The 20,134-nt window shown below is 74.5% G+C and carries 12 protein-coding genes; 5 read left to right on the top strand and 7 right to left on the bottom strand.

Going from position 1 to position 20,134, the window contains the following annotated elements:
• Positions 1-278: 278 nt before the first annotated feature.
• Positions 279-4,226 (top strand): type VII secretion protein EccCa, encoded by a 3,948-nt coding sequence (gene eccCa, locus ACIGZJ_RS35930; RefSeq protein ID WP_396461224.1) that lies wholly within the window; start codon positions 279-281, stop codon positions 4,224-4,226.
• A 471-nt stretch (positions 4,227-4,697) separates the two neighbouring features.
• Entirely contained in the window at positions 4,698-6,110 is a 1,413-nt protein-coding gene (locus ACIGZJ_RS35925; RefSeq protein WP_396461223.1) for an APC family permease, read from the top strand.
• Between the two features lie 192 nt (positions 6,111-6,302).
• Here ACIGZJ_RS35925 and mycP read toward each other — a convergent pair whose 3' ends face one another.
• The 4 genes from mycP to ACIGZJ_RS35905 all read right to left on the bottom strand — a co-directional run bounded on the left by mycP (position 6,303) and on the right by ACIGZJ_RS35905 (position 10,179).
• Positions 6,303-7,559 carry a type VII secretion-associated serine protease mycosin gene (gene mycP, locus ACIGZJ_RS35920; RefSeq protein WP_396461222.1) on the bottom strand — a complete coding sequence of 419 codons (1,257 nt, stop codon included), beginning with the start codon at positions 7,557-7,559 and terminating at the stop codon, positions 6,303-6,305.
• 103 nt (positions 7,560-7,662) lie between these two features.
• Positions 7,663-7,956, bottom strand: coding sequence for a WXG100 family type VII secretion target (locus tag ACIGZJ_RS35915; protein ID WP_396461221.1), 294 nt, complete (start codon positions 7,954-7,956; stop codon positions 7,663-7,665).
• A gap of 71 nt (positions 7,957-8,027) precedes the next feature.
• Complete coding sequence (locus tag ACIGZJ_RS35910) at positions 8,028-8,318, bottom strand: WXG100 family type VII secretion target (protein WP_396461220.1); 291 nt, start codon at positions 8,316-8,318, stop codon at positions 8,028-8,030.
• Positions 8,319-8,496: 178 nt separating this feature from the next.
• Positions 8,497-10,179 carry a type VII secretion protein EccB gene (locus ACIGZJ_RS35905; RefSeq protein ID WP_396461219.1) on the bottom strand — a complete coding sequence of 561 codons (1,683 nt, stop codon included), beginning with the start codon at positions 10,177-10,179 and terminating at the stop codon, positions 8,497-8,499.
• 168 nt (positions 10,180-10,347) lie between these two features.
• Between ACIGZJ_RS35905 and eccE the strand changes: the two genes are divergently transcribed.
• The 3 genes from eccE (at position 10,348) to ACIGZJ_RS35890 (ending at position 15,204) form a co-directional block, all read left to right on the top strand.
• On the top strand, positions 10,348-11,751 hold the full coding sequence (eccE, locus tag ACIGZJ_RS35900) for a type VII secretion protein EccE (RefSeq protein WP_396461218.1): 1,404 nt from the start codon (positions 10,348-10,350) through the stop codon (positions 11,749-11,751).
• Positions 11,751-12,518 carry a hypothetical protein gene (locus ACIGZJ_RS35895; protein ID WP_392941946.1) on the top strand — a complete coding sequence of 256 codons (768 nt, stop codon included), beginning with the start codon at positions 11,751-11,753 and terminating at the stop codon, positions 12,516-12,518. Before eccE ends, ACIGZJ_RS35895 begins: the two co-directional genes overlap by 1 nt.
• Positions 12,519-12,672: 154 nt before the next feature.
• A complete protein-coding gene (locus ACIGZJ_RS35890) occupies positions 12,673-15,204 on the top strand; it encodes a MinD/ParA family protein (RefSeq protein ID WP_396461217.1) in 2,532 nt (843 codons plus the stop codon).
• Positions 15,205-15,299: 95 nt separating this feature from the next.
• On the opposite strand, the gene ACIGZJ_RS35885 is transcribed toward ACIGZJ_RS35890, so the two are convergent.
• From ACIGZJ_RS35885 to ACIGZJ_RS35875, 3 genes are all read right to left on the bottom strand, one after another.
• On the bottom strand, positions 15,300-16,244 hold the full coding sequence (locus ACIGZJ_RS35885) for a bifunctional riboflavin kinase/FAD synthetase (protein ID WP_396461216.1): 945 nt from the start codon (positions 16,242-16,244) through the stop codon (positions 15,300-15,302).
• Between the two features lie 66 nt (positions 16,245-16,310).
• Positions 16,311-16,625, bottom strand: coding sequence for a hypothetical protein (locus tag ACIGZJ_RS35880; protein ID WP_396461215.1), 315 nt, complete (start codon positions 16,623-16,625; stop codon positions 16,311-16,313).
• Positions 16,626-16,694: 69 nt separating this feature from the next.
• On the bottom strand, positions 16,695-19,952 hold the full coding sequence (locus ACIGZJ_RS35875; RefSeq protein WP_396461214.1) for a trypsin-like peptidase domain-containing protein: 3,258 nt from the start codon (positions 19,950-19,952) through the stop codon (positions 16,695-16,697).
• Positions 19,953-20,134: the final 182 nt, after the last annotated feature.

The raw sequence follows: 20,134 nt of genomic DNA, 5'->3' as shown, positions 1-20,134 counted from the left end.
CGGCCATGAGTTGGCGCGGCGTTACCCTACCCGCTCCGTTCGTGCCCGGTGCCGCGCAGGGTGCGGTGGGGTAGGGCCGGTACGGCCCGCGGGGGCGACCAGTAGGATCGGCCCCTGCGCAAGGCGACGGGGGCAGGGGCCGCGCTCCTCCCCGGGTGCCTGCGGTCGGCGGAGCGGGGGCGGCGTCACACGGGGCGTCCTCACCCGTACGTATCCAGTTGCGTGAGGGCTGATGCCGAAGTGAGCGAGCGAACCGTTCAGGACCATGGGGTGGGCGCATGAGTGTTGTCATGGTCAAGCGGCCTGCCCGCGCCTATCCGCCGGTGGTGCCGGACGAGCCGGTGGAGTTGGTCACCCCGCCCGAACTGCCCAGGGCGGGCGGGGAGGACTGGGTGATGAGCATCCTGCCGATGCTCGGCATGGGCGGCTCGGCGGTGTTCTTCTTCTCGCCGGGCGCCGCGCCCCCGATGAAGATCATGGGCGGTCTGATGATCGTCTCCACGGTCGGGATGGCGCTGGCCCAGATCGTGCGGGCGCGCAAGGGCGGCTCCACCGCGACCGCGGACGAGCGGCGCGACTACCTCAAGTACCTGCAGCAGATGCGCCGCCAGGTGCGGCGCACCGCGGAGCGCCAGCGCGGCGCCCAGCTGTTCCTCAACCCGGAGCCCGACCAGCTCTGGTCGATCGTCGCGGACGGCCGCCGGTTGTGGGAACGCCGTACCGGGGACGCCGACTTCGCGCAGATCCGGGTCGGCCGGGGGCCGGTGCAGCTGTCCACTCCGCTGGTGGCCCCGCAGACCGCGCCGATGGACGAGCTGGAGCCGCTGTCCGCCGCCGCGATGCACACCTTCCTCAAGGCCCACGGCACTCTGCAGGACCTGCCGTTGGCGGTCTCGCTGCGCGCCTTCTACCACATCACGGTCTGCGGCGATCCCGACACGGTGTACGGCAACGTCCGGGCGATGATCGCCCAGTTGACGACCCTGCACTCGCCGGACGACCTGCTGGTCACGGTCGCCGCGGCGCCGGGCGCGGTGGACGAGTGGGAGTGGACCAAGTGGCTCCCGCACAACCAGCACCGCAAGGAGAACGACGGCGCCGGATCGCGGCGGCTGATCGCCACCGGCCTCGGTGAGCTGGAGGACCTGCTCCAGGACGAGCTGGCGGGGCGCCAGCGCTTCGTCCGGGACGCCGCTCCGGCGGCCGACCAGCCGCACATCATCGTCGTGATGGACGGCGCCTCGGTGCCGCACGACTCGCTGCTGGCCGGCGCCGAGGGTGTGCACGGGGTGACCATCGTCGAGGTCGTCCCGGGCGATCTGGACGAGCCGACCGGCCACCTGATCGTCACCGTCACGCCGCAGGAGCTGATGCTGCGTTCGGCCTCCGGTGCCACCTACGCCGGCAAGCCGGACACGCTGTCCACCTGGCAGTCCGAGGCGCTGGCCCGCCAGCTCGCGCCGTACCGGATCTCGGCCGGCGGCGACGACGAGCCGCTGCTGTCCAACCTGGACTTCACCGAGCTGATGGGCTCCGGCGACCCGGGCTCCTTCGACGTGAGCCGCAGCTGGCGCACCCGCGCGCAGCACGAGAAGCTGCGGGTGCCGATCGGCGTCGGCGCCGGCGGCGAGCACGTCTACCTGGACATCAAGGAGGCCGCGCTGGACGGCATGGGCCCGCACGGCCTGTGCGTCGGCGCGACCGGCTCCGGCAAGTCGGAGCTGCTGCGCACCCTGGTGCTGGGTCTGGCGATGACCCACTCCTCGGAGACGCTGAACTTCGTCCTCGCGGACTTCAAGGGTGGTGCCACCTTCTCCGGGATGGCGGACATGCCGCACACCTCGGCGGTGATCACCAACCTGGAGGGCGAGCTCACCCTCGTCGACCGCATGCGCGACGCGATCGAGGGCGAGCTGAGCCGGCGCCAGGAGCTGCTGCGCTCGGCCGGCAACTACGCCAACCTCAACGAGTACGAGCGGGCGCGCGGGGCGGGTGCGGCGCTGGACCCGCTGCCCTCGCTGGTGCTGATCATCGACGAGTTCTCCGAACTGCTCACCGCCAAGCCGGACTTCATCGACATGTTCATCCAGATCGGCCGGATCGGCCGTTCGCTGGGTGTGCACCTGCTGCTCGCCTCGCAGCGCCTGGAGGAGGGCAAGCTGCGCGGTCTGGACACCTACCTCTCGTACCGGATCGGTCTGCGGACCTTCTCGGCGGCCGAGTCGCGAGCGGCGATCGGTGTGCCGGACGCCTACCACCTGCCGCCGGTTCCCGGTGTCGGGTACCTGAAGTTCGGCACCGACGTGATGGACCGCTTCAAGGCCGCGTACGTGTCCGGGCCGTACCGCGCCCCGGGCCAGCAGCGGTCGGGCGGCGGGCGGCTGGTCACCGCGCAGCCGGTGCTGTTCACGGCCGCCGAGGTGCCGGTGCTGGAGCCGCTGGTGCAGGAGGTGGAGCCGGAGGTCGAGGAGCTGGACGACGCGCTGGTCGACACGGTGCTGGACGTGTTCGTGCAGCGGATGGCGGGCCAGGGGCCGGCCGCGCACCAGGTGTGGCTGCCTCCGCTGGAGGAGCCGATGAGCGTGGACCAGCTGCTGCCTCCGCTGCAGCCGACGCCGGAGCGCGGGCTGACCTCGCCCGGGTTCGGTGCGCTGGGCCGGCTGGTGGTGCCGGTGGGCATCGTCGACAAGCCGCGCGAGCAGCGCCGCGACGTGCTGCACCAGGACTACTCGGGCGCGGCCGGCCACGGCCTGATCGTCGGTGGTCCGCGGTCCGGCAAGTCGACCCTGGTGCGCACCACGGTGGCGGCCTTCGCGCTCACCCACACGCCGCTGGAGGCGCAGTTCTACCTGCTGGACTTCGGCGGCGGCGGCTTCCAGGGGCTGCAGGACCTGCCGCACGTCGGCGGGGTGGCCGGGCGGTTGGACGGCGAGAAGGTCCGCCGCATGATCAGCGAGGTGCACGGGGTGCTCAACCGGCGCGAGGAGCTGTTCCGCGCGACCGGTATCGACACCATCTCCACGTACCGCACCCGCCGGGCGAACGGGCAGCTGCCGGACGAGCAGTTCGGCGACGTCTTCCTGATGATCGACGGCTGGAACACCTTCAAGCAGGAATTCGAGATGCTGGAGCCGGTGATCGGGGACATCGCCCAGCGCGGCCTCGGCTACGGCGTCCACCTGGTCATCACGGCGGCCCGGTACGCCGAGGTGCGGCCGGCGCTGAAGGACCTGCTGCAGAACCGGACCGAGCTGAAGCTCGGTGACGCGATGGAGTCCGAGGTGGACCGGCGGGTGGCGCAGAACGTGCCGTCCTCCCCCGGGCGCGGTGTCACCGCGTCGAAGCTGCACTTCCTGTCGGGTCTGCCCCGGGTGGACGGCCTGTCCACGGTGGAGGACCTGCAGAGCGGTGTGGCCGGCCTGGTCGAGGCCGTCAACGCGGCCTGGTCGGGTCCGCGCGCGCCGCAGGTCCGGATGCTGCCGACGGTGCTCGACGGGCAGTCGCTGCCGAAGGGCTTCGAGGTCCCGGAGCGCGGTGTCGCGTTCGGTGTGGACGAGGTGGAGCTGGCTCCGGCCTTCGTCAACTTCGAGACCGACCCGCTGTTCATCGTCTTCGGCGAGAGCGAGTCCGGTAAGTCGGCGCTGCTGCGGATGCTGATCAAGCAGATCACCGAGCGGTACACCCCGGACCAGGCCGGCATCGTGGTCGGCGACTACCGGCGCGCACTGCTCGGCACGGTGCCGCCGGAGTACCTGGTGGAGTACGCGGCCGCGCAGCCGGCCATGACGAGCATCGTGGAGATGCTGCGCGGGGCCTGCTCGCGCCGCCTCCCCGGCCCGGACGTGACCGCCGAGCAGCTGCGCAACCGCAGCTGGTACAGCGGCAAGGACATGTTCGTGATCGTGGACGACTACGAGCTGGTGGCGACCTCCTCGGGCAACCCGCTGGCGCCGCTGGCCGAGTTCCTGCCGTTCGCCCGCGACATCGGCCTGCGCATGATCATCGCGCGCAGCGCCGGCGGTGCCGGGCGCTCGCTGTACGAGCCGGTGATGCAGCGGATGCGCGAGCTGGGCGGCCAGGGCGTGATCCTGTCCGGCAGCAAGGACGAGGGCGCACTGCTGGGCACCGTGAAGCCGCAGCCGCTGCCGGCCGGCCGAGGGGTGTTCGTGTCGCGCCGGATCACCAACGGGCAGATGGTGCAGACGGGCTGGCTGCCCTCCGCATAGTCCGCGCATTTCGGTCACGCTCGGTGACCAGGGGTCGGGTTCCTCGGGAGCCCGGCCCCTTTCGCGTCCCACGTGCCGAAACGTTACCTAGATCTTTCCGGTCCGGCGCTGCGGTTCCCGTCGTGGCCCCGGGGCCCGGCGGGCCGTCGAGGGGCGCCTGGGTGTGCCACCGTCACATTCGGCCACAGCCTTTGAATCCTGGCCCGCAACACTGCGTTCACCTTGGATTCAATCGCAATGTGGCAGAGGTAACAACTCGGACATACTTGACAATTACCGTGAGCGATCACCGGATCGTATGTTTATGCCGTTTCATGCAACGGATTCCGAAGCAATTCGGCCATTGACGCAATCAATACGGCCAGGTTCCATGGCGAACCGGGAGCGTCAGAACCAGGACCCAGAGCAACCAGCCGGCGGAGGCGATACCGCTCCCCTCTCCAGGACCGCACAGAGTCGATCGGAAGCCGCATGACCGACACGCTTCGCCCGCCACGCGCCGTAGCCCCCGCTGCGGCGGCCGAGGGCGCCACCGCCTCGCCCCAGAAGCTCAAGCGCTCGATCGGCGTCGTGGGCGGGACCCTGCTCACGCTGTCCTGCGTCACCCCGGCCTCCACGCTCTTCGTGATCGTCCCGGAGCTGTTCTCCAGCATCGGCAGCGCCACCGCGCTGGCCATCGCGATCGGCTCGGTGCTCTGTATCGCGGTGGCCTTCTGCTACTCCGAGCTCGGCACCCTGATCCCCAGCGCCGGCGGCGAGTACGCGATGGTCGGCACCCTGGCCGGGCGGCTGGCCGGCTGGCTGGTCTTCGTGCTGTCGCTGATCGTGGTGCTGATCGTCCCCTCGGTGATCGCACTCGGCACCGCCGACTACCTCGCCCCGGTGCTGCACGTGGACAAGCCGATGGCCGGCGCCGCGGTGATGCTCGCCGCCACCCTGGCCGGCCTGCTGGACCTGCGCGCCAACGCCTGGATCACCGGCATCTTCCTGGTGCTGGAGGTCATCGCCGCCGGGGTGGTCTCGGTGCTCGGCTTCGCCCACGCCAACAGCGGCGCGCCCAGCATGCTGCACGGCGTGGTGACCGGCGAGGGCGGTGCCACCACCACGGTGAGCATCGGCGCCATCATCGGCGCGCTCGGCATCGCACTCTTCATCACCCAGGGCTTCTCCACCGCGGTCTACCTGTCGGAGGAGCTGGAGAACCCGCGCCGCAACGTCTCGCGCACCGTGCTGTGGACGCTCGGCATCTCCGCCGCCGTCATCCTCGTCCCGGTGGTCGCCATCACCATGGGCGCCCCCGACCTGGAGACCCTGAGCTCCGGCGACATCTCCGGCATGGTCACCGCCTGGAGCAGCTCCGCGGTCGGCACCTTCATCAGCCTCTGCGTCGCGCTGGCCATCATCAACGCCGGCATCGTCATGGTCATCCAGAACTCCCGGGTGCTGTTCGCCTCGGCCCGCGACAAGGCCTGGCCCGAGCCGGTCAACAAGGCCTTCGCCACCCTGGGCCGGTTCGGCTCCCCGTGGATCGCCACCCTGGCCGTGGGCCTGCCCGGCGCCGCCCTGTGCTTCGTCAAGGGCGAGCTGCTCAGCGAGATCACCGGCGTCGCGGTGACCGGGATGTACCTGCTGGTCGCGATCGCCGCCCTGCTGTCGCGCCGCAACCACCACAAGCACGCCGCCGCCTGGCGGATGCCGCTCTGGCCGGCCGTCCCGGTCGTGCTGATCGCGGTGCTCGTCTACATCATGACCCAGCTGGACACCGAGCCCCTGCTGTGGACCGGCGGCATCACCGCCGCCGCGACCCTCTACTGGCTGTTCTACCTGCGCCCCCGGCAGGACACCCGCTGGGTGATCACCCTCCCCGAGGACGAGCAGGCCTGACGACCCCCACCCCACCCCCATGCGGCAGTGCCCCGGGCTCCCCCAGGCCCGGGGCACTGCCGTGTCCGCACGGTGCTACTTCTTGAGCGTCCACTTCGGGCTGACGGCGACGGCCTTCAGCTGCTCGACGGTCAGCACCGGCCGCGACGGCCGGGTCGGTTCACCGGCCCGGCGGGCGGGGGCGCGGAGGGGTCAGAGCCCCTGCGGGCGGCGGCGGTGGTCGCGGAGCACGATGCCGCCGCCGACGAGCAGCGCGACGAGAAGGGCGCCGACGCCGAGGACGTACGTCGCGGTGCGGCCGTCGCGGTCGGCCTGGGTCTCGCCGAGGCCGAGCGGCTGCGGAATGATCGGGGCGGCGGCCAGCTCGACGGGCGGGTCGTCCTTGGGCGCGACGGGGGCCGCGTCGGGCGCCTTGGTGACGGCCTTCAGCGGGTCCACCACGCCCCAGCCGATGAACCGGTCCCTGGTGCGCAGGTTGCGCTGGGCGGTCTGCTCGATCCAGGCGCGCACCTGCACGGGCTTCCAGCCCGGGTGGGCGCCGACCAGCAGCGCGGCGAGGCCGGACACGTAGGGCGCGGCGAAACTGGTGCCGTTGTCCACGCACTGGCCGCCCTTGGGGACGGTCGAGAGCATGTCGACACCGGGGGCCGCGACGTCCACGAAGTCGCCGTACTGCGAGAAGAGGGCGCGCTCGTTGTTGCGGTCGGAGGCGCCGACGGCGAGCACGGTCGGGAACGCCGCGGGGAAGGTGTCGCCCTCCTTGCCGTCGTTGCCGGTGGAGGCCACCACCACGACGCCCTTGGCCTCGGCGGCCTCGACGGCGGCCTTCAGCTCGGCGTAGCCGTTGAACTCGGCCGTCCCGGCGCCGCGCACGTCCTGCGAGATGTTGATGACCTTGGCGCCGCCCTGCACCGCGAGGTTGATCGCCTCGACCAGGGAGGAGACGTCGCCGTTGCCCTCGCTGTCGTTCTGGCGGATCGACAGGATGGTGGCGCCCGGGGCGAGCCCGACGAAGCCGGTCTGGTCGCGGTGGGAGGCGGCGATGATGCCGGCCACCTTGGTGCCGTGGCCGACCAGGTCGTCCTTGCCCGTCCCCTCGACCTTCTGCTTGTCCTTGTTCTTCAGCAGCGAGCCGCCGTCCTGGACCTTGCCCGCCAGCTGCGGGTTGTGGTCGTCCACTCCGGTGTCGATGACCGCGACGACGACGCCGGCACCGATGGTCCTGCCGCCCTGCCAGAGCTCGTCGAGCACCACGCGCTGCAGCGCCCACGGCATGACCTCGACGTCGGGCGCGGGGTTGGGGCAGTCTCCGGCGGACGCGAGGCCGGGGCCGGTCTGGACGCCGTCGGCGTACGCCGGGGCCGCCAGCGGGCCACCCAGCACCGCGAGCACGGCCAGCGCCGCGGCCGTCTTCCGGTACCTGCCTACCGACACCCTGCCACCCCTCATGTCGTCCACCCGTGAATGCGCGCCAGGGGCGGGTGCCCGGACACCGGGCACCCGCCCCTTACGGCGGCGTCGTTCTCACCCCTGGCGGGGTGGGAGCACCTCGTCAGCCCCAGAGCTGGGCGTTGTTCTTCTCGGTGCTCTGGTAGCTGTCGGCGGCGTTGTCCAGCGACTTGGCGATCTGCTCGAGCACCTGCTGCAGGTGCGCGGCGCGCTGGTCCCACTTCGCCTGGTGGGCCTGGTAGCCCTGCTGGGCGACACCCTCCCAGCTGGCGGCGATCTTGGTGACGCCGCTCTTCAGCTCCTCGAGCTGGGTCGAGATCTGCTTGGCGGTGCGACGAACCTCGGCACCGGCGCTCTTGACGGCTTCGAAGTTAACGAGAATGTGCTGGTCGGACACGTTGTCTCCTAGTCGAGGAAGCGGCGCACCCCGTCACCGGGGTGGCGATGGATGACCCGTCAGGCCGAGGCTCAGGCCTTGAACGCGGCCTGCTGGTCCGCGTCGGTGGCCGAGTACTGCTTGGTCGTGACCTCGATCGCTTCCTTGATCGCCTTCAGCGACTTGTTGAGCTCCACCGCATCCTCGTTGAACTGCGTCTGCAGGGACTTGTAGGCGGTAGCAGCCTGACCCTGCCATCCCGCGGCAATCGAGCCGACCAGACTGTCGAGGGTGCGAATCTCACCCTCGATCTGACCGATGACCTGGTCCATGTGCTTGGCGAAGCCCAGCATCTCTTCCGCGGTCGTCTTGAACTGACCCATGCTCTACCGTCCCCCATGAGACAGACGCTGTGTCCGGCAGGCCGTCCCGGCCCCGCCGTCGCATCACCGGTGTGATGTCCAGCAGAACTGTAGTCGGCACACGCAGCTCGCCCAACACTGGGAGAGCCGTAGTTACCAGACCATGACACTGAGGCCAATTCCGTTACCGGACACGGCGTCAGGCGTTCTGCTGCTGCCTGGCGTTCTTGGCGTTCAGGGCCGGACCGGCCGGGACGAGGCTCGACCACTCCTTGGGCACCGGGATCGGCTGCAGGCCCTGGTAGCCCAGCCGGGCCTGGTTCCCGCCGGGCTCCTCCTGCGGCTGCGGCGCGGCCGCCGTGGCGCTGGGCTGGGCCGTCGGCGCCTTCGGGGCACCGCTCGCGGTCGGCTGGCCGGCCGTCGCCTGCGCGTCCTTGTTGCCGCCGTCGGTGTTGGCGGGCACCGAGTAGCGCAGACCCGTCTCGGTGATCAGGAAGTCGCTTCCGGAGCCGCTCATCCCGTTGTCCATCGCCCGGTAGAAGAGGCCGTGACCGGGGGTCACGTGCGCCGAGCCGGCGCCGTTGCTGTACTGCGCCGGGTAGTCCGGGCCCGCCCAGACGCTGCGCCTGGGCGTCTTGCCGTCGTCGGCCACCCCGTCGAAGGTGCTGCAGACCACCAGCCGCGGGTCCTTGGGCGCCTTCCAGTTGTTGGCCGGCGCACCCGCCTTGGCGGGCCAGTCCTCGCCCACGCCCTTCAGCGGCCCGGCGGCCAGCCCGAAGCTGCTGTGGTCGGCCGGGGTGAGCTCGTCCACCCGCGGGTTCTTGTTCGCGTCCTGGTTGTACAGGCCCTGCAGTGCGGGGTTCTGACGGATCAGCTCCGCCTGGAAGGCGGTGATGGTGAACAGCTGGTCCTTGCCGACCACGTAGTGCTGGTCGCCGTAGCGGACCAGGCGGCCGATCTTCCGGTCCTCCGGATTCTGCAGCGCCACCGTGGAGTTGGCGGTCTTGACGTCCGGCACCAGCCCGTCGACCGTCGGGAACTGGACGGCGCTGCCGGTCGTCAGGGTCTCCAGCCAGTCCTTCTTCACCTTCTGCGGCTGCGCGGTCGCCCCGAACACGGCCGTCATCAGCGACTGCTTGTCCTTGTCGGAGGTCTGGGTGCCGCCGATGGCGTGCTTGCGGCCCTGCGCGTCGACCAGGTACAGGTTCAGCTTGCTCTGGTCGACCGGCGGCTGGCCGGCGCCGGGCTGCGCGACGACCTGCTGCTCGTCGATCAGCTGCACCAGCAGCGCCTGGTCGATGTCCAGCACCCGGTCCTTGGCCGCCAGCGCCGTCGCGTCGTCGCCGGCCGCCACGAACACCGCCTGGTTGACGGTCTGCTGGTACTGGTCCGAACCCGGGCGGTCGCAGACCGACCACTTCATCGGCTTGCTCGCCCGGTCCTTGGCGGGCAGCTTGTCCGGCGCGTACGGGATGCCGATCGTCGGGCCGTGGTGCGGGTACTTGTCCAGCACGTCGTCGGAGACCACCACCACCTTGGCGTCCACCGGCAGCACCAGCCGGGCCGAGGACATGTTGAGCACCTGGTGCAGCCGCTTGGTCTTGCCGTCCGGGTCGGTCAGCACCACGTACCGGGTGGTCGACTTCTTGCCCTGGACGACGTTCTTGCCGTCGTCCCAACCCACCGGCGCCCCGGGCTTGAAGACGCCCCACACGCCGAACCCGCCGACCACCAGCGCCGCCACGATGACGCTCGGCAGGACAGCCTTGACCGGGCGCGGCGCGTCCTCGTCGCTGCCGCCGCCGCCGGGCAGCAGAAAGGCCCCGACCGTGCGCTTGCGGGCGAAGGTGTAGGCGTTCAGTTCGTCCCGGCGCGATGCCATGCTCGTCGTCTCCCCTGTTGACCGACATACCCCGTGGTCCGCACCCGCCGGGCGCGAGTGGCGTCGAACCCTCTACGATGCGGCAGCAGACGGTGAGTACGGTACGGGTACGGTTCGCGAACCGGCCAACCGGGCCGCGACAACTGATCAGAGAGGGTCACTCGGGGGATGCCAAGTCAGACCGCTCCAGGGCGCCGCAGCACGGCACAGGGCAGGGGGTCGCGCCGGTCGGGCCGCCGCGCACAGCACGACCCGGCCCCCGCCGGAGCGCCGCTGCCCGCGCCCGCCGGCGGCTCCGGCGCCCCCGTACCGGTCCGGGTCCACCCCCGGCCGGGGCTGCTCGGCGGCCGCCTGAGGCTCCAGCAACTCGTGCTGGTCGAGGTCGCGGTGGCGCTGGTCGCCGTCGGCTGGACGATCAGCAAGCCGGTCGCCGGCGCCTTCGGCGCGGTCGCCCTGGCACTGGTCGTGCTCGCCGTGATCCCGCTGCGCGGCCGCACCATCCCGGAGGCGCTGCGGGTGCGGGCCGCCCTGAAGGCCCGTCGGAAGCAGGCCAGGACCACCGTCCCGCCTGCCGGCACCGACCCGGCCCTCGCCCCTGCGCTGGAGCTGGAACCGGCCCTGCGCACCTGCACCCACGCCACCGAGGCCGACTTCGGCGGGCGCCCGGTGCGCCGCGAGACCGGCATGGTCGGCGACGGCACCTTCCTCAGCTCGGTGCTGCTCGTCCAGGCCAAGGACCAGCCGCTGCGCCCGGCGCGCACCGCGCTGCCGCTCCCGCTGGACGTGGTCTGCTCGGCGCTGCAGGTGGACGACATCACGCTGGAGTCCGTCCAGCTGGTCCAGCACACCCAGCCCGCGCCGGCCCCGCACCTGCCCGAGCAGTCGCTGGCCGCCCGCGCCTACCAGGAGCTCCCGGACGGCACCGCCACCCCCGGCCTGCGGCTGACCTGGGTCGCGCTCAAGCTCGACCCCGAGCGGGCCGCCACCGCCGTCCGGGCCCGCGGCGGCGGCGAGGAGGGCGCCCGCAAGGCTCTCCAGCGGGTCACCGACCAGCTGGCCGGGCGGCTCAACGGCGCCGGCTTCAACGCGACCGTCCTCGACGAGCGCGAGCTGATCGCCGCCCTGGCCATCTCCACCTGCGCCAACCCGCTCGCGGTGGCCGGGCGCCAGGGCACCGGCGGCGGCGCCGGCAGCGGCCGCCGCACCCAGGAGAGCAACCGGTTCTGGCGGATCGACGACCGCTGGCACAGCACGTACTGGATCTCCCGCTGGCCGCAGCTCAGCCGCCCCGGCGGCACCCCCGGCCGGATCGCCGCCCCCGACCTGGTCAACCTGGTCACCGGCACACCCGCGCTGGCCAGCACCTTCAGCCTCACCGCCGGACACGGCACCGGTGGCTCGGTGACGATCAGCGGACACGTCCGGGTGACCGGGCGCAGCGAGAGCGAGGTGGACCAGGTCGGGCGGCTGGTGGAGGCCAGGGCGCAGAGCGCCGGCCTCGGGCTGGCCCGGCTCGACCTGGAGCAGGCCCCCGGCCTGCTCGCCACCCTGCCCCTGGGAGGAGCGTCCTGATGGCGTACCAGACCTTCACCGCCCCCGCCCCGCAGCCCGGCGACGGCCAGGCCCGGGTCCGGCCCCGCATCCTGCCCGGCTTCGGGCTGCGCGGCCCGCGCCGGGAGAAGCACGTGCTGACCACCGAGGACCTCGGTGCGCTCGCCTTCCCCGTCGGCGACGACGGCGTGGTGATCGGCGAGGACTCGCACAAGCAGCCGGCCGTCCTGGGCCTGTTCCGGCCGACCGCCTACGACCTGGTCCTGGTCGGCGGCGTCTGGACGGCCCAGATCATCGCGCTGCGGGCCGCCGCGACCGGTGCCCGGATCGCGGTGGAGACCGGCCGCGCCCAGCTGTGGGGCCCGATGGCGCAGGCCGCGGGCGGCGGCCAGCCGTGCGTGACGGTGCACCAGGTCGGCCGGCTCGGCCCGCAGGGCGCCTCGGTGACCTCGCCGGTGCTGGTGGTGCGCGACCTCGGCGCCCGCCCGCCGCGCAGCCGGCTCTCCGCCGCGCCCTGGCAGACCACGCTGACCCTGCTGCCGTACCTGGGCCCGAACGCGGCCCGGGTGCTGAACGCGGCCGACCTGGTCGGCGTGCAGCGGGTCTCCCCGCAGGAGGCGGACCTGCTCGGACGGGTGCTCTCGCTCGGCCGCCAGGACGTCGAGTCGCTGCCCAACCTGGGCGAGGACATCACGCTCTGGACGACGCGGATGCGCCGCCAGTACGTGCGCACCATTCCCGGACAGGCCGAGCAGCAGGTCCTCGGAGGCCCGCGCCGGATGGACTGACGGGCCCCCGCGGTGCCGTCGCGGGTCGTGTTCACTCCTCCGGCGTACACCCGGCGAGATGTGACTCCGCCTTCAACGAGGGGTGGCACACGCCCTAGTCTTTGATGCGGCAACGGCACCGCGGACAGCGGCGGCGAACACGAGGGAGCCCAAGGTGAGCAGCGATCGGGACGGCGTCTACGTCGGCGACAACGCGGCGGAGGACGACGACGACTGGTCCGACGCGCCCGACTACACTCCCCCGTCCTGGTACATCCAGACGGATTCCGCGGCGGCTCCACCGCCCGCGCCCGCGCCCGCCGTTCCCACGGCGCCCGGGCCGGCCCCCGGACCGCCAGGGGTGGTGAGCCCGGCGCCCGGTCCCGGTACCGCTCCCGTGCCCGGTCCCGCGCCGGTGCCGGCCGCGGTGCCGGTTGCCGCGCCCGGTCCCGCGCCCGCGCTCGCGCCCGCGCCGACCGTGGTGGCGCCGCCCGTGCCCCCGGTGGAGGCCGCCGCCCCGCCGGTGCCGACCCCTGTCCCGGTCCCGCCCCCGGTCCCCGAGTCCGCGGCCGCGCCGGCGCCCGGTCCCGCGCCGGTGGCGCCGCAGACCGCCGCCCCGGAGCCGGTGCAGGCCCCCGCACCGGTGCCGGCCACCCATGTCGAGGCGCAGCACGTCCCGTTCGCCGCGCCGCCGGTGCCCGCACCCGGGCCCGCCCCGGCGCCCGCGCCCACCCAGGGGCCCACGCCCGCCCCGGTGCCCGAGCAGCCGCAGGCCGCCGCCCAGCCGTGGCCGCCCGCGGACGGCGCGGCGTACCAGCAGCAGCCCGGCCCGGCCCAGCTGTACGCGGACCAGCAGGCCCCGCCGCAGCAGGCGCAGGCCTACCCGGACCCGCAGCACGCCCAGCAGCCGCCGTACCCGGACCCGCAGCACGCGGCCGCGCAGGCTGCGCCGTACGCCGACCCGCAGCAGGCCCAGCAGCCGCCGTACGCCGATCCCCAGCGCGTGGCGCCCCAGGCTCCGCCGTACCCGGACCCGCAGCAGCAGCCGCCGTACGCCGACCCGCAGCACGCCGCTCAGCCGGTCCAGCCCCAGCCGTACCCGGACCCGCAGCAGTCCGCCGCGTGGGCCGCCGAACAGGCGCGCCAGCAGGCCGCCGCCGCTCAGCAGGCCGGCCAGCCGGTGCCCGGTCCGCAGTCCCCGCCGGTCGACCCCCGGCAGGGCGGCTGGCCGCAGCCGAACGCCTACCAGCAGCCCCCGCAGCAGCAGCAACAGCCCCAGCCGCAGCAGCCGATGCCGCCGGCCACCGGCGGCCAGCCCTGGCAGCAGCAGGCCGGCGTCCCGCAGGCGCCCGCCGCCTTCCAGCAGGGCCCCGCCCCGCAGCAGGTCGCCCACGGCGCGCCGCTCGGCTACACCGCCGCCGTCGAGCTCTCCTCGGACCGCCTGCTGCGCAACCAGCCCAAGCAGCAACGCCAGCAGCCGCGCTTCCAGTTCGGCGGCAAGGCCGCCGCGGCGGAGCGCGGCCGCAAGCTGGAGGTCATCCGCACCCCGGTGCTGAGCTGCTACCGGATCGCCGTGATCAGCCTCAAGGGCGGCGTCGGCAAGACCACGACCACCACCGCGCTCGGCGCGACCCTGGCCAGCGAGCGCCAGGACAAGGTGATCGCGATCGACGCCAACCCGGACGCCGGCACCCTCGGCCGCCGGGTCAAGCGCCAGACCGGCGCGACCATCCGCGACCTGGTGACGGCCATCCCGCACCTGCGCAGCTACATGGACATCCGTCAGTTCACCTCGCAGGACCTGCACTCGGGCCTGGAGATCCTGGCGAACGACGTCGACCCGGCCGTCTCGACGACCTTCAACGACTCGGACTACCGCCAGGTCATCGACGTCCTCGGCCGCCAGTACCCGATCATCCTGACCGACTCCGGCACCGGTCTGCTCTACAGCGCGATGCGCGGGGTGCTGGACCTCGCCGACCAGCTGATCATCGTCTCCACCCCCAGCGTGGACGGCGCCTCCAGCGCCTCGACCACCCTGGACTGGCTGTCCGCGCACGGCTACGCCGACCTGGTCCAGCGCAGCATCACGGTGGTCTCCGGGGTCCGCGAGACCAGCAAGATGATCAAGGTCGAGGACATCGTCGCGCACTTCCAGACCCGCTGCCGGGGCGTGATCGTGGTGCCCTTCGACGAGAGCCTGGCGGCCGGCGCCGAGGTCAACCTCGACATGATGCGGCCCAAGGTCCGCGAGGCGTACTTCGACCTGGCCACCCTGGTCGGCGAGGACATCATCCGCGCCCAGCAGGCCGCCGCCCAGCAGGCCGGCTGGCAGCAGCAGACCCAGCAGTACCCGGGCCAGCCGCAGCCGTACGCGGACCCGCAGCAGCAGGGCTACCCGCAGCAGGCGCAGCAGCAGCCGTACCAGCCGCAGCAGCCCGGCCAGGGCGGCTACCCGGGCGGCCAGCCGGCCCCCGGCGCACCGTGGGCCCCGCAGCCGGGCCAGGCCCCGCCGCCCCCGCCCGGGTACGGCTACCCCCAGCCGCAGCCCGGGGCGCCGGGTGCGCAGCCGCTGCCGCAGGACTGGCAGCAGCAGCCCCCGCAGCAGGGCGGCTACGGCTACCCGCAGCCCGACGGCCAGCAGCAGCCGCCCGCGCCGCCGGCCGGGTACGGCTACCCGCAGCAGGGCCCGCCGCCGCAGCAGTAACGGCAGTAGCGGCAACGCAGGGGCCCGCCGACCGACTCGTCTCCGAGCGGTCGGCGGGCCCCTGTGCGCTGTGCGGGTCGGCCCGGTCCTGCGGGTCAGCCGGCGTCGGTGAGCTCGCGGGACTGCTTGACGTCGTCGGCCATCCGGTCGAGCAGCGCCTCGATGGAGTCGAACTTCTCCATCCCGCGCAGGTAGACCAGGAAGTCGACGGCCACGTGCAGCCCGTACAGGTCCAGGCCCACCCGGTCGATCGCGTAGGCCTCGACCGTGCGGGCGGTGCCGTCGAAGGTCGGGTTGGTGCCGACCGAGATCGCGGCCGGCATCCGCTCGCCGTCGGCCGTCAGCCAGCCCGCGTAGACGCCGTCGGCCGGGACGGCGCTGTGCGGCACGGTCTCCACGTTCGCGGTCGGGTAGCCCAGCTCGCGGCCGCGCTGCGCGCCGCGCACCACCACGCCCTCGACCCGGTGCGGACGGCCCAGCACCTCGCCCGCGCCCGCCACGTCGCCGGCCGCGACCAGCCGCCGGGTCAGGGTGGAGGAGAACGGCTCGCCGCCGCCCGCCTCCCCGCTCACCTGGAGGTCGACCACCTCGACGTCGAAGCCGGCCGGGACGCCCAGCTCGGCGAGCAGCGCCACGTTGCCGGCCGCCCGGTGCCCGAAGCGGAAGTTCGGCCCCTCGATGACGGTGCGCGCGTGCAGCGCGTCCACCAGCACCTGCCGGACGAAGGTCTCCGGGGACTCCTGGGAGAACTCCGCGGTGAACGGCAGCACCAGGACGGCGTCCACGCCCAGCGCCTCGATCAGCTCGGCGCGGCGGGGCTGCGGGGCGAGCAGCGGCGGGTGGCTGCCCGGGCGGACGACCTCGCTCGGGTGCGGGTCGAAGGTGACCACCACCGAGCGGACGCCGAGTTCCCGGGCGCGCTCGACCGCCCGGTTGATGATCAGCTGGTGTCCGCGGTGCACACCGTCGAACGAACCGATGGTGACGACGCTGCGTCCCCAGTCACCGGGGATCTCCTCCAGGCCACGCCAGCGCTGCACCCTGACCGCTCCTTGTTCCGTACGGCGCGTACCTTCTGTACGCTCAAACGCTCAAAACCCGAACCCCTATAGCGTGCCATGCGTCTGGCCCTGCTTCGGCACCGGAAGGCGGGTTGGGCGCACCGCCGGGGGTCCGGCGGGCCGCGCGGGCTCGGGTACCGGTCCGGACGGGGCCTCGCGGCCGGCCTCGGCGGCGGCGTACCGCGGGTCGCGACCGGCCGCCACGAGGGCCCGCAGCCGGTCCAGCCGGGGCCCCGCGGGCGGGGGCGGGGCGGCCTCCCCGGGCCACCGCAGGAGCAGCAGCGCGAAGGCCGGCCAGCGCTCGGCGCAGCGGGCCAGCAGCTCGTCCGCCGCAGGGAGTCCGGCGGCCGCCCCGGCCACCAGGGCGCGGGTCCGGTCCGGTCGCCCGTCGGCGGCGCAGCCCTCGGCCAGCCGCTCCAGGGCGTGTCTTCAAACCCCCGTCGTCCGCCCCGCAGGCGAGGGTTTGAAGCCAGGCCCTAGGGCGGCGGTGAGCACCTCCGGGTCGCCCTCGGCGGCCAGCAGGGTGTCCAGCAGGTCGCGCCGCAGGGCGTCCGCGCCGGTTCCGGGCACCGGGGTCGCCAGCACCTCGGCGAACGGGCGGCGCACGGCCGCCGTGCGGGCCGCCAGGGCGCCGCCCAGCAGCAGCCGCAGCTCCAGCCGGGCGGCCGGGCCCTCGGCGCCGCCCCGGGCCAGCCGGCGGCCCAGGTAGTCGACCGCGATCGGCCCGGCCAGGCCCGGACACTCCCTCAGCAGCCGCCCGGCCAGCTCGGCGCCCCGGCGGGCGGCGAGCGGCGAGCGGGCGTCGGCCAGGACGCGCAGCGCCTCGGCCACCGCCGCGCCGGGTTCGGGCAGCCGCTCGGCGAGGGCGGCGAGCACCGCCTCCGGGTCGCTCTCCAAGGCCGGGGCCAGCGCCCGAGCGGTCAGGAAGGGGTCCTCGCCGCGCCGGTAGACGGCGAGGGCGGCCGGGAGGTGGGCCGCCCCGGCCGGTCCGTCCTGGACCAGCAGGGCGAGCGCGGCGCCGTGCAGGCCCGGCTCCTCCTCGCGGGCGAGCAGGGTCTGCGCGGTGTACCGCAGCAGCTCCCGGCCGGCTCCGCTCGCGTGCGGGGCGGTGCGCAGCGCGTGGACGGCGGCGGCGACATGGCGCTCCGGCCGCGGGTCGTGGCTCCAGCGGTCCACCGCCCGGCAGAGCGCGGAGGGCTCCTCGGCGGCGAGGACGGTCAGCAGGGCGTCGGCCCCCGGGTGCGCGGCGTCGGCGAGCGCCTCCGTCAGATCGTCCAGGGCGAGCCTGCGGTGGGCGTACAGCAGGTCGTGGGCGAGGTCGGCGACGGTGGTGCCGGGCCTGGCCACGAGGCCGTGCGGGTCGTCGAACCAGGTGCAGAGCCACGGGATCGCGGCCGCCGGGTCGGTGCGCAGCCGGTCGGCGACGGCGGTGAGGAAGGGCTGTCCGGGCCCGTCCACGGCCACCAGGCGGCGCAGCAGGGCCAGTTCGTGTCCGGCGGGCAGCCCGAGGCCGGTCCAGAACGCCGGGCCGAAGCGGCCCAGCCCGGCCGCCGGGAGCTGCTCGAACCCGCCTGCCGCGGCGGCCCGTTCGGCGATCCGGCCGGCCAACTGGTCGAGCAGTGCGCGGTGTTCGCCGATGTCCGGGCTGGCGGCCAGCCCGGCGGCCAGCAGTCCGCCCGCCCACCAGGCGGGTTCGCTGCCGGGCGGGCGCAGGTCCAGGGCCCGCCAGATCCGGTGCAGCCACGGGTCCAGGGCGGGTGCGCCCCAGGTCTCGGCCAGCCGCTGGAGCGCGGCCGCCACCGGGCCGATCCGGTGCCTGGGCACGCCCCGGGCCTGCCCGGCGGGCCTGGTGTCCTCGGCCTCGCCCAGCAGCAGCCGCAGCGCCGCGTCGAGGTCCAGGTGAAGGCTCTGCAGCCAGTCGGACAGTTCGCCGTGCGCCAGCCGGTAGCCGGGCCCGGCGGGGACGAACAGGCCCTCGGCGAGTACCGCCGTCGCCCAGCCGCCGGCGGTCGGGAACAGCTCCTCGAAGGCGGCCCGGTCCAGGCCGCCCTGCCCGGCGCCGAGCATCCGCCGGGCCGCCTCGTGCACCCGGCCGGCCACCGCCGCCGCCAGCCGCCGGGACCGGCCCGGCCGGCGGCCCGCGGGGCGGGTGGCGCCCTTCCGGTGGGCGCCCGGGCGGCGGGGGTGCCCGTCCGCCGCGATCCGCTGGGCCACCCGCAGGCAGCGCAGGTCGAGGTGGGCCGCGAACAGCTCGCCGCGCCGGACGGCCTCCCCGGCCAGCCCCTCCGCGCAGAGCTCCCCCGCCAGCCGCAGGGCCAGCGGGTGCCGGGCGTCCGCCTCCGCCGCCCAGCCGGGCGGCACCCCGTAGCGCCGCCGCACCCGGTCCGCGGCCTCCGCGGGCAGCGGCCCGAGCCGGTGGACGGCGGCGGCCGCGAGCCCGTCCGGGGCGGCCTGGTCGCAGGCCCCTGACGAGAGGCGTTCCCAGGTCTCCTCGCCACAGGCCGTCAGCAGCCGTGCGCCGCTGTCCGCGAGCCACTGCGCGGTGGCCTGCCGCCAGGCGGGCCCGAGCGGGGCGGGGGCCTCCTCGGGGCCGTCCAGGACCACCAGCAGCGGGCGCCCCGCCGCCGCACAGAGCGCCGCCACCTCGCCCGGCGGCGGCGGTGGCGGCGTGCCCAGCTCCAGCGCGGCCGGTGCCAGCGCCCGCCCGACCGCGTCGGCGAGCGAGCCGTCCTCCGGGCGGAGGTCGGCGCCGCGCAGCCAGAGCGTCGGCAGCGGCCGGGCGGCGGCGGTCCGCCGGACGGCGAGCGCGGCGAGCTCGGTGGTCCGGCCGCTGCCCGGGGCACCGACCAGCGCGGTGAACGGCTGCGGCGGCTCCTCCCCGGGCGGCCCGTCGGGGCGGTCGACCCGGTCGGCGGCCAGGGCGGCGACCCGCCCAGGGCCCGCGCCGGCGGCGGCCAGCTGCACGGCGGCCAGCCGCAGCACCCCGGCCAGGTTGAGCGCGGGGCCGTACCCGGGGACGCCCGCCGCGTTCCGGGCCAGCGCCTCGGCCAGCTCGGGCGCCGACTCCCCGGGTCCGCCGCCCGCCGCCGGCACCGCCGTCAGCGCACCTCCAGGCGCCGGGCCCTCGGACTGCGCACCGCCCAGCGAGGGCGCGACGACGCCGACCACCGCGCCGCTGCGGGCGTCCAGCACCGGCGCCCCGGCCGGTACTGCGGCCGCCGCGCCGCCCGCCGCCAGGTCGAGCAGCAGCACCCCGCCGACCGGGTGGCGGCGTTCCCCCCGCACCGGGTGGACGACGGTGGCGGTGCCCAGCACCGCGGCCCGCAGCGCCACCGCCCGCTCGCCCTCCCCGCTCAGCCCGGCCAGCGCGACCCGGTGCCCCGGGCCGGCCGACGCGATCGGCAGCGGCGGTACCGGCAGCCCGCCGACCGCGTCGGTGCGCAGCAGCGCGAGCCCGTGCCGCGGCAGCGCCAGCACGCTGTCGGGGCCCAGGACGCGGGTCTGCCCGCCGGGGGTGTGCAGGACGATCCGGTCGAGGCCGGCCACGGCCTCGTACGCCGTGAGCACGGTGCCCTGCGGGTCGACGACGAACCCCAGCCCGTGCAGCCGTCCGCCGAGGTCGCGGATCCGCAGCAGGTACCGCCCCGGATCGCCCGCCACCCCGTCGCCGTCCAGGAAATCCGGCATCTCGCGCAGCCCTCCCCGCAGGGCCGGGCGGCCCGGGAGGGGACTCGTCGCGGCGACCTGCTCGCCGCCGGGAGCCTGCCCCTCCCCGGCGCGGCCCGACCGCGCCTGCGCCGGTCACCACCGCGGTTCACCTCGCGCGCTCCCCCGTCCGGGTGAAACGCACAGCGAGGAGCCCCCGCCCG

The organism is Kitasatospora sp. NPDC052868 (assembly GCF_044547105.1).
In the GTDB taxonomy this organism is placed as follows: Bacteria; Actinomycetota; Actinomycetes; order Streptomycetales; family Streptomycetaceae; genus Kitasatospora.
This window is presented reverse-complemented; position numbering and strand designations above follow the sequence as displayed.